Source organism: Methanosarcina sp. UBA411 (genome assembly GCF_002495725.1).
Lineage (GTDB): Archaea > Halobacteriota > Methanosarcinia > Methanosarcinales > Methanosarcinaceae > Methanosarcina.
The window spans coordinates 1-10,841 of record NZ_DAGK01000025.1; the positions used below are offsets into that span (position 1 = coordinate 1).

Consider the following 10,841-nt stretch of genomic DNA (forward strand, 5'->3'; position numbering starts at 1 on the left):
CAAAGCCTTCTTTTGACCTGTGGTTCTTGGCAAGTGGGGAATTTTCAACAGGGAAATCATAAATAAAAGTCGGATTTATCAGTTTGTCCTCTACCAAGCCTTCAAAGAGCAAGGCAAGGAATTCTCCGTAAGTTTTTGCCTTTTCATAGTCCTCAATTCTGCTTTCAATTGCGATTTGCTTCAACTCTTCAAGAGAGTGAGCAAAGACATCAAGCCCGGCATACTCTTTTAAGGCATCTTCCATGGAAATCCTCTTCCAGGGAGTTTGGAGATTGAGCGTGTTTTCACCCATTTTGACTTCGTAGCTGCCAGTCAGCTTGAAGACAAGTTCCGAAATGAGGCTTTCGGTTAAGTCCATCATGTCATTGTAATCCCTGTAAGCCTCATAGACCTCGATCATGGTGAATTCAGGGTTATGGGTTGTGTCGATATCTTCATTCCTGAAATTCTTGGAGATCTCAAAGACTTTCTCATAGCCGCCAACAACAAGCCTCTTTAAGTAGAGTTCTGGAGCAATCCTGAGGAAGAGTTTCTGTTCTAGACAGTTGTGGAAAGTTGTAAAAGGCCTTGCATTTGCTCCTCCGTACACATTCTGGAGTATTGGAGTTTCAAATTCCAGGAATTCCCTGTCAGTAAGGTAACGCCTGATCTCGGAAATTAATTTGCTCCTCATGACGAAGATATCTCGTTTATCAGCATTGACTATGAGGTCAAGATACCTTTTCCTATACCTGGTTTCAATGTCTTTTAAGCCGTGGAATTTTTCTGGGAGGGCACAGAGGGATTTTGAGAGCAGGGAGAATTCGGACACGCTGATGGAGTTTTCACCCCTTTTTGTCCTGAAAAGTGTGCCTTGAACGCCTACAATATCTCCCGAGTCAACCAGGGTTTTAAAAGTCTCGAAATCCTCATCAGGAAGATTTCCTTTTCTTAAAGTAACCTGAATTTTGCCTCCCTGGTCTCCAAGATCGGCAAATATCATTTTTCCAAGCCTGCGAATATTGTAGAGCCTTCCTGCGGTTCTAACCATTAGCCCCTCATTCTTTTCAAAGTCCTCGAACTTTTTCTGGATTTCACAGATATCCCCATTCTTTTCAAACTTATAGGGGTATGGGTTAAATCCCTGGTTTCTGATGCTGTTTAGTTTTGCAAGTTTAGAATCATCAAAGACCCTGCTATCTGAAATATCATTATTGTCAGATTCATTGTCAGAAGGCACAAGGCTATCTGACATTTTTTCATTATTAATTTCTATGCTCATCGAATCAGTACATCCTATTCAGGTGAATGCGAATAAACCGCTTAGTAATCGATTAGTGATCAATCATTAAGCCAATAATAAATTATTAAATTGATCAGTAATCACATTTAAGTCAGTAAGCTAACCATAAATAAATCAATAATAAATTAATAATCCGCGAATCAACCGTTAGTAAATCAGTTCGAGTGCCCGCAGAAGAAAAGAATCTTGGAGGGTCTCACGGAGATTTGTGAATTCTTAGATATGTAAATTGCTGATATGTGAATTATTTATTCACACTTCTATGGCTGAAAGCTGCAAGTCCAAATTTCAGGAATAATAACTATCTATTAGCCCGAGTCCTAACATTTAATTTTTTCCATACACATCCATGCATATTATATAAACATTGAGAGCAAGAATCTATGTAAATACTGAACGAGTTCCTACTGAACGGATTCCAAATGAAAAACAGAAAAAAATTGAAAAGAATTTCATTGTTGGTTCGAAGCCTAAAGTCAGAGTTAGACACAGCTATTTTTAAAAACCTGCCGTTAGTTGCAAAATTCAATCTAAAAAACTATTTTATAACAAGGTTCCGTTCTATAACTCAAGCCTAATCTTCTGTCTTATTAAAGCTAATCCTTGTCTACATGCCAGGTCGTCTTACATAGAGCCTTTTGAATTGTTGCGTTTCCTGCTTCCAGTCTTGCTTCTAACTCTTGTATGCTGCAGCTTCCGAATATTCTTAAGCAGTCCAAGCCTTGTCCCGTCAAGCATATACACTTCGGAAGCCTCAAGTTCAATTCCGCCTGAGGAAAAAACCGGGCCCAAAAGATCTTCCTGAGTGGATTCGTTAAAAGGAACACCCCCACAGAGTTCATTAAAAGCCGGCATTACAAAAAGTTCAGGATCTGCCCACTGTGCAGGATTCTCAAAATCGAGATTTCCAAAATGAACTTTCAGAGCCTCCAGATTGAATTTTGTCTTGATCCAGGCAGGCTCAACTACTGAGTAGCCAAACGAATCTGTAAAACGGATAGTGGGATGATTATGGGCGGTGACTACGTAAGATGCGGCCAGCAGTTCAGGCGCAGGCCAAGTGTGCCCGTGGAAATATCCTACCCCGTCAAGCACTTCGCCACGTGCGGAATGCACCGAAATGTCCTTTTGCCTGTTGAAAAGAAGTTCGATTCCTCCATCATGGTTTCCTGGGAAAATATCCACATGTGTATGTTCTGCAAGTGTTTCGAGGAAGCGAGGAATTTCATCTTTCTCCTGCCAGGAGACCTGAGGAACATTATGCTTTACGTCTCCAAGAAGTATTACTCTATCAGGGAGATTTGTCTGGATATAACCTAGAAGCCTGTCCAGCCTCCCTTTCATCTGGCTGGGTAAGTTGATCCCGCTCCTGTACAGATCCCACTCGATCCCGAGGTGTATATCGGCAACTACCAGTGAAGTTTCATTATTGGTCACAATAAGAGCAGGCTCTTCAATAATAGGCATGATTTCGGGTGGCATAATCAATAAAAGGTTGTTTTTTTGAATTTAAAAGTATACATCAGACAGCAGCCTGAAACGATTTCAATCTCAGCGTGTATGAAATATATACTTTACGCCATATAAATAAAATAGAAGACATAAATAGAAAAATAGTAGAACAGGATGAACCTGGATGAATCCAGATGAATTCAGATGAATGAATTTAAAGCATAGATGCAGCTTCAAGATTCTGTATTTTCATACCAGAAAACCCCAACTATAAAAATGGCCTAAGAATCAATAAAGAGTCAATAAAGAGGGATAAAGAGTCGATAGACTTAAAAAAATTTAAATACTCCAAAAGTAATCAAAAGATATTTCCTAAATATAAAAGCCAGATGGGGATAAAGTGGCTGAAGAAATGATAATTAGAATAGCTGAACCTCAAGATGCGGACTCTTTGAGAAAATTAATAAATGAGACCATTGATACCTGCTATTTCCGTGTTTACCCGCAGGAAGCAATTGATTACTTCAAAGATTATCACAATCGAGCGAATATCGTTAATGATATACTGGAAGGGCATTGTCTGATCCTGGCTTCAGAAGAAGAATTTATAGGAACAGGCACTCTTTTCGGTTCAAACGCCAGAAGAGTCTTTGTAAAACCGAAATACCAGAACATGGGGCTTGGGAAGAAAATCATGTATGGGCTTGAAGAAAAAGCCGTGGAAAAAGGAGTTCGGATTATGAATCTGGATGCCTCACTTGTAGCATATCCTTTCTACAGGGCTCTTGGCTATGAAACACAGGCCGAAGATGTGATCCCAGTTAAAAATGGACAAAGCTTAAGATATTACAAAATGGTTAAAAAGCTTGGAAATCAGTAATATTTCTGGCAGACCGTCCTTCACAGTCAGGCTGAGTTCTCAAAACCGTAAAAAGTCAATTTTTAGCGCCGACAAAAGTAAATTCCAGGGAAAAAATCCCCGAAAAAGAACCCAAGTTACAATCCAAGTTACAGTAAAAATTCACACGTTGATTTTTTCATACTTAAGTACGTCATCAATTGTGTCCACGTATTCAACGTTGATTCCAACCTCTTTTTCTATATACTTTTTAGCATCTACGGCTTTCGGTTCCTGCTCAATAACAGTAAAACCGCCAAGCTTCCTTTCTATACGTTGATATGTAACAAGTTCACTGTTTTCTCTTGGGATAAGGAAAAGGGTTTTGCCCCCAGCTTTTGATGCCTGCGCTTTTTCCAGAACTCCACCTATCTGACCGATATTGCCTTCATCATCAATCGTGCCTGTAAGGGTTATACTCTTGTTGAGTTCGGCATTATTAATGGCTGAAATCGTAAGCAAGGTCATAAGAGCTCCTGCGCTGGGACCATCTACTCCCGGGGTTTCACCCGGAGCAGTAATACTGAAGATAATATCACTGCTTGACATTTGTCTACCGGTTTTGTTTTCAGCAACTGAAACAGCGGTGTTTGCAGCATCCTGGAAGACCACGCCCATAAGAGGGGTTGTCTGAACGAGCACGCGGCCTTTTCCGGGCCTGATCTCAACTGAGATATTGAGCAAGGCTCCTTCCTCAGAAACACTTCTCTGGATAAAGGGACCTGCCCTCTCAAGCTCGACTTTCTGGAAAACCGCAGGGCCTTGGAGAATAGCAAAACCTTCAATTCCTGCAGGACATATTTGAGAGCCATTTTCAAAAGACTGAAGCAACTTGTTTTCCTGGTTTATCTGCATCTTAAGTTTTTTATTTTCCGCTTCAAGGGAGCTTATTCGAGTCTGCATTTCCCGGAGCTGACCTTCCTCAAATGAGGGCTGCTCTTCAAACATGACAAAGTAAGCGTTTGCAACAAGCGAAATCGCAAGCAACAAAACAAGAAGTTTGGATTTCATACCACCTACCACTTTTTATTTGCTTCAGATCATACTTATTTTTTCCTTTTAGAAACCATGCAGATAATTAGATAAAATTACAGGATTTAACTGAAAGACCCAATAGGTGATTAGTTACCAATAAATGAATATCTTGATTACCGAGAAGTGAATCTAGAGTTAGTGATATACGAAAATCTTGGTCACAGAGAAGTGAATGCTAGATTAAGAAAATCCTCTCTTTGAATCAATTCACTTATATTAGAGGATTTATAAACTGTATAGCTCGAGCTTTAACTTTACTTTTCAGGGATTTCCTTCTCAGTCTCCTCTCTTTTGTCCTTCCAAGTTAACATTACTTTCAGGTTTTTCTCATTTTCCGATTTAGTGATAACTGCTTTTCCACTCATAGTCAAAAGCAAGTTAAAAGTCAGCTCTACCTGAGATGGCCTGAACTCAGCAGGAGTTTCTTCCAGATTGTCTACAACTTTTTTAGAGATCTCCTTGATCATGAGCATTGCATTATCAAGCGATTCTGTAGATTTCTCTTCTAAGGCTTTTGGAGATACGAGTGTAAATTTTTTTATTGTACCTGGAGCATGTCCCAGTTCGGCTAAAATAAGCCCTGCTTTTAAGGCACTCCTGCCTGAATTCTCAACAACCTTTTCATCAACAGTTATTTTTTCATCAATAGTTACTTTATCCAGAAACTGCCCCCCTATAGGCGATACGGGTGCACCTCACAGAAAAAGAGAATGCGGCCCTAAGTGAGAATAGATTAACGTAAATAAAATGTATATATATGGATAAATAATTATTGACGTTTTAAGGATTCAACTTAATGAAATTTAGACCTTTTTAGACCTTAAACGTCTTATTAACTTTCTTCAGATTCTTTTATATTTGGCCCTTCTTTCGTATCCTGTACAATATAGCCTAGAGATTTTATTTTTTCTCTGATAGCGTCTGAAATTGCCCAATTTTTCTGTTTCCTGGCAGCTTCACGTTCTTCAACAAGTCTCATCACTTCCTCGGGGATTTTCTTTTTTCCCGATTCGGCAAAAAGGCCCAGAACATTCGAAAACTGCCTGTAAAGGGAATAGAGCTTCTCAAGGACCTGTCGATTTTTCCCAGATTCAAGGTACTTGTTGGCTGTACGGGAAAGCTCCTTGAAAACATTCAGAGCTTTTGGGGTATTGAAGTCGTCCTCAAGAGCTTCTCTGAACTGCATTTCAAGTTCAGGAAGTATTTTAAGAATTTCATCGTCTTCTGGATAAGCTGTATCTTCTGCGCTTTCCAGGCTAAACTCAAGGTTCTCTAGCGTTTCCTTAAGTCGCAGATAGTTATTCTTCGCGTTTTCTGCAAAGGCATCGGAATAATCAAGCTTTTTACGGTAGTGAACTGAGAGAAACATAAAACGCACAACTTCTCCACCGTACTTCTCGACAATCTCGGGAAGTGTGAAGATGTTTCCTTTGGACTTGCTCATTTTCTCTCCTTCAACTATCAGGTGTTCTCCGTGAATCCAGTTGCATGCAAACGGTTTTCCTGTTGCTCCTTCAGACTGCGCAATCTCGTTTTCATGATGAGGGAATATAAGATCCACTCCACCTAGATGCATATCCAGCGTTGGCCCAAAGCAATTCATAGCCATCACCGAGCATTCTATATGCCAGCCCGGACGGATTTTCCCCCATGGGCTCTCATAGTAAATTCCCCTTTCAATTTCTTCAGGGGTTGAAGCTTTCAGAAGAGCAAAATCTCGGGGGTTATCTTTATCGTATTCATCCAAGTCCACTGATGCGCCAATTATAATATTATCAAAATCAATTTTTGAAAGTTTGCCATAATCCGGAAATGCTGAAATTCTGTAATAGACCGAACCGCCTTTTTCGTAGGCAAATCCCTTGTCCATTAGTTTTTGTGTAAGTTCAATCATGCTGTCAACATTTTCCGTAGCTCTCGGGTAAGTTGAGGCTCTTTTTATGTTCAGCATATCAAGGCCTTTAAAGAACTCTTCCGTATATTTATCCGTAAAATCCTTAAGTGACATTCCGGCTGCTTTTGAATCCCTTATAGTTTTGTCATCTATATCAGTAATGTTCATTACAAGCCTTACTCTATATCCGAGGTACTCAAGAGTTCTCACAATATTATCTGTCATCAGGAAGGTACGATAGTTACCTATATGCGGCATATTGTAAACTGTAGGCCCGCAGGCGTAAATCGAGACTTCGCCTTCCTTTAAAGGCTTGAAAACCTCTTTCTTTCTTGTAAGAGTATTATAAACCTGGAGCATCCGGAACACCTCTGGAGATTTAAGTACTGAAATATTTGTTAAAATACTTGGTAAAAATGAGACTAAATCTGATTAATCTGTTTAATTTACATTTTAGAGTTATTCAAATCCTTTATTGTTACCTAATTGTTCAGAGATGCTTTATTACTTTCGCCGCAAGCCTTAAAAAAAGCTTTGATCGCAACCTTCCCTAGGGAAAGCTTAATAAAGGTCCCATCCAGCGCAGTCAAATATTTCGAGGCTTGAAAATAAGATACTTTAGGAGAAATCTTCCTCAAATATAGATACTCCAACTTTTTCCAGGATCTTCCCAAGCCGGAAAAGAGGAAGGCCCACGACATTAAAGAAATCTCCCTCTATTTTTTCCACGAAGACTGCCCCTTTCCCCTGAATAGCAAAAGCTCCTGCTTTATCAAGGGGTTCTCCTGTCCTGATATAAGCTGAAACCTGTTCTTTGCTTATTTCATCCATCCAGACCGTCGTGGATTCCAGTTCGCTGATTTCCGTACCACTGTCAAGGTCAAGGACTGTAAGACCGGTTATAACACTGAATCTCTGTCCGCTTAACATTTCAAGCATTTCTTCTGCCTTATCAGAATATTGGGGCTTTCCCAGAAGTTTCCCATTAAATAGAACCGAGGTATCAGCCGAAATTATAAGTCCGGAATTAAAATGTTTAGCCACATCTCTGGCTTTTTCGGCGGAGTGCTTTAAGAGAATCTCTTCAGGGTGCAGACTAGGGTAAGGAGATTCCCTATAGGAACTGGCATGGACCAGAAAGTTCTCTCCTATAAGCTGTTTAAGCAGTTCTTTTCTCCTTGGAGATGCAGACGCGAGAATTATCTGACGCATGGGAAAAAGTCAGGAACATGGGATATATTTGTATTGCATATACACAGGATAGACGGAAATTAATTCGGGAAAGTAATGCTTATCCGTGAACACCTTCAAAGAACCTTCTGATACTGCAAAGATCCTCAGGCTTTCCAAGAAGGATACAGGCATCTTTTGCCTGAAGGATGAAATTGCCTTCTGGAGTGTAGATCAGATCTGATCCTCTGCGAACTGAAAGTACTGTCACTCCGTGTTTTTTTCTGAAATTCAGGTCTGCCAAGGTTTTTCCATCGAAACTTGATCCACACGTTACTTTAAGGACTTGAATCTCAATTCCCTGAAGCCCATCCTTTATACTGAATTCGCTATCAGTACATGTATTGCCGGATAATCTCCGCAGCATCCTGTAACCATTGGCACGCATATCGTTTACGAGTTTTTCAATATCCTCTCTCGGAACAAGATATTTTTCCAGCATGCGGACAAAGATTTCTACTGAGGTTTCGTATTCCTCTGGGATGATTTCATCCGCGCCTAGGGCATTGAGACGTTTCATTTCTTGTAGATCCCGTACTTTTGCGATGACGCAGACATTCGGATTCAATTGTTTTGCAGTTTCTACTATTTTTCCGGTGGCGGCTGCATCCGAGATTCCAATGATTAGAACTCTCGCATTCTTGACACCTGCATGTTCTAGTACAGCCTCAAATGTTGCGTCTCCATAGTGGATTTTTTCCCCTTTCTGTTTTTCCTGCTGAACAGTTTCAGGGTTTGCTTCTACAATGATATAAGGGATGCCTGCTGCTTTTGCAGCCTTAGAGACTGTTCTTCCAGAAAAACCGAAGCCTACGACTATTAAGTGATCTTTCATTTCAGGCTCGGCCTGTTCTTCTTCTTTAATAGGTTCCGAATATAAACCGTGTATCAGTTTCATACCATAGGTTGTGCCTGAAACCTTTTTAATAATGAACTCGGCAGGCTTGTAGGAAGCACTGATCAAAAAGGGAGTAACTCCCATAGTAATGATAGCAACTGCAAGGAACGCCTGATACATCTCTTCTGTTAGGAGAGAATATTCCACCCCCAATCTGGAAAGAACAAAAGAGAATTCTCCTATCTGAGATAGTGCGAGTCCGGTCAATATAGTTGTACGTAATGGGTAGCCTAAAATTAAGGGCACGATTGCTCCTGCAACCGTTTTTATAATTATTAAGGCAATAGAAGCAAGAATAAGGGTAGGGAGATGGTCAAGCAAATATCCGGTGTTCAGGAGCATGCCTACAGACACAAAAAAGAAGCTCATGAACATGTCTTTCAAAGGCATGATATTTCCCATTGCCTGCTGGCTATACTGGGAACCGGATATGACAATCCCGGCTAAAAAAGCTCCAAGGGCAAGAGACAGCCCAATACTCGAGGTAAGGAGAGCCGTAGATAGGCATATAAATACAACACTAACAAGGAATAACTCTTTATTTCCTGTTCTGCCCACATGGTAGAATATACAGGGAACCAGGAATTTAGCACTCAGAATAAAAACCAGAATGATTAGTGAGCCTTTTAGAAAAACGGTTGAAAGTGAACCCTCAAAATTTAGCGAATCTCCAGCCAATAATGGAGTAATAAGAATTAAGGGAACGATAGCAAGATCCTGAAATATTAGAATTGCAAGTGAAGTTTTCCCATGCTGTGTATAAACTTCATTTCTGTCCTGAAGGACTTTAAGTACTATTGCAGTACTGCTAAGAGAAATTAAGAAACCAAGAAAGGCAGAGGTGGCGGAGCTGAAACCTAGATATGAACATACAATGAGGACTAGAAACGTAGTTAAGAGAATCTGGAGAGTTCCACCCAGAAATAAAGCCTTTTTCATTTTCCAGAGTTCTTTTAAGGAAAGATCAACTCCGATCGTAAAAAGTAGAAAGACTACACCGAGATCCGCATTCAGTTCTACGTTCTCCCCTACGTTTAGAATCCCAAGTCCATATGGACCAATCAGCATTCCGGTCACAAGAAAGCCCAATACAGGAGGAAACTGAAATCTGTAGAAAATAGTAAGAATTAAAATAGCAAATCCAAGAAGTATGTCAACGTTTGCCAGTAAAGAGAGCTCCATCTATTATTGTTCCCCCATAATATGAAATTGAGCTATCTGAACTTCCTGAAATTTCAATGGGCTAAAGTATACTATAGCATGGAATATCATGATCATAATGCTCAATTCTAAAATATTTTTTACTGTCTAATAACAATATTTACTAAAAGATATAGTATTTTCGGTGGAGAGTCGAATTTTTCAGAAATCGAGGCAATTATAAGGGATTCGGACGGCACTATTGTTGCTTCAAATAAAGCGCTGACTATATGCCCAGATCTCCACGATGGCATCAAAAACGTAATAGATGGCCTGAACCCTCAATCCCTGTCAGGATTTATTCATAGAATTTTCTAATCTTGAAAATTATGTGGTCAGTTGAGAAATCAATAGCTTTAGATTTTCACCTATTTAGTTTATAAACTTCTTCACCCACCTAGTTTATAAATTTTTCTGGGATGTCTGTTGTGCTCCATTTTGTGTTTCAAGCGCGTAAGTCCTAAATATCTAAGCTTATAATAAAATGTAAGGAATAAAATGGATGAAAAATATCAGAGATACTTACAACAAAACTGGAAAAAAATAGGATTTTACGTTGTAGTTCTCATACTCTTGTTTGCGTTGAGTATGTTTATTTTCTATGCCATAGAGTCCAATCTCCCTCCTAAGCCATCAAATAAGGCTGTGTATGTAGCTAGCGATGGAAGTGGAGACTTTACCTCTGATGGGATTGACGATCAGATAGAGATAAATCAAGCTCTTAAATATGTTGCAGAAAATCCACAGTTTTCAACCGTTTACTTGAAAGGTCCAAATACATATGTCATCTCTGATAGTATTTTAATTGGAAATAATACGATCTTAGAAGGAGATCATAATGCTGTAATAAAACTCGAAGATAACGCAGACTGGCCAAGTAATAAACCTCTGATTACGCAGATGGACAGTTCCGGGGTCGATAGAGTCACTATAAAGGGATTTGAAATTAACG

The 10,841-nt window shown here is 39.7% G+C and carries 9 protein-coding genes and 1 pseudogene; 3 read left to right on the forward strand and 7 right to left on the reverse strand.

Annotated features, from left to right (window positions below):
* Positions 1-1,261 (reverse strand): lysine--tRNA ligase (gene lysS / locus BP861_RS09470; RefSeq protein ID WP_292374711.1); only part of this gene is annotated, 1,261 nt, incomplete at its 3' end.
* Between the two features lie 645 nt (positions 1,262-1,906).
* Positions 1,907-2,764, reverse strand: a complete 858-nt coding sequence (locus BP861_RS09475) for a metallophosphoesterase (protein ID WP_292374713.1) — start codon at positions 2,762-2,764, stop codon at positions 1,907-1,909.
* 370 nt (positions 2,765-3,134) lie between these two features.
* Between BP861_RS09475 and BP861_RS09480 the strand changes: the two genes are divergently transcribed.
* Positions 3,135-3,614, forward strand: coding sequence for a GNAT family N-acetyltransferase (locus tag BP861_RS09480; protein WP_292374715.1), 480 nt, complete (start codon positions 3,135-3,137; stop codon positions 3,612-3,614).
* Positions 3,615-3,755: 141 nt separating this feature from the next.
* Here BP861_RS09480 and BP861_RS09485 read toward each other — a convergent pair whose 3' ends face one another.
* Both BP861_RS09485 and BP861_RS09490 read right to left on the reverse strand, forming a co-directional pair.
* Positions 3,756-4,643 carry a S16 family serine protease gene (locus BP861_RS09485; protein ID WP_292374717.1) on the reverse strand — a complete coding sequence of 296 codons (888 nt, stop codon included), beginning with the start codon at positions 4,641-4,643 and terminating at the stop codon, positions 3,756-3,758.
* A gap of 278 nt (positions 4,644-4,921) precedes the next feature.
* On the reverse strand, positions 4,922-5,134 hold the full coding sequence (locus BP861_RS09490; RefSeq protein WP_292374719.1) for a CU044_2847 family protein: 213 nt from the start codon (positions 5,132-5,134) through the stop codon (positions 4,922-4,924).
* Between BP861_RS09490 and BP861_RS09495 the strand changes: the two genes are divergently transcribed.
* Positions 5,133-5,393: a hypothetical protein gene (locus tag BP861_RS09495; protein ID WP_292374721.1), complete on the forward strand. Its 261-nt coding sequence runs from the start codon at positions 5,133-5,135 to the stop codon at positions 5,391-5,393. The genes BP861_RS09490 and BP861_RS09495 overlap by 2 nt on opposite strands.
* Before the next feature lie 106 nt (positions 5,394-5,499).
* On the opposite strand, the gene cysS is transcribed toward BP861_RS09495, so the two are convergent.
* From cysS to BP861_RS09510, 3 genes are all read right to left on the reverse strand, one after another.
* A complete protein-coding gene (gene cysS, locus BP861_RS09500) occupies positions 5,500-6,921 on the reverse strand; it encodes a cysteine--tRNA ligase (protein ID WP_292374723.1) in 1,422 nt (473 codons plus the stop codon).
* Between the two features lie 258 nt (positions 6,922-7,179).
* Complete coding sequence (locus BP861_RS09505) at positions 7,180-7,773, reverse strand: Maf family nucleotide pyrophosphatase (RefSeq protein WP_292374724.1); 594 nt, start codon at positions 7,771-7,773, stop codon at positions 7,180-7,182.
* A gap of 79 nt (positions 7,774-7,852) precedes the next feature.
* Positions 7,853-9,871: a monovalent cation:proton antiporter family protein gene (locus tag BP861_RS09510; RefSeq protein ID WP_292374726.1), complete on the reverse strand. Its 2,019-nt coding sequence runs from the start codon at positions 9,869-9,871 to the stop codon at positions 7,853-7,855.
* 516 nt (positions 9,872-10,387) lie between these two features.
* Here BP861_RS09510 and BP861_RS09515 point away from each other — a divergent pair.
* Positions 10,388-10,841, forward strand: a pseudogene (locus tag BP861_RS09515) (hypothetical protein); the annotation flags it as partial.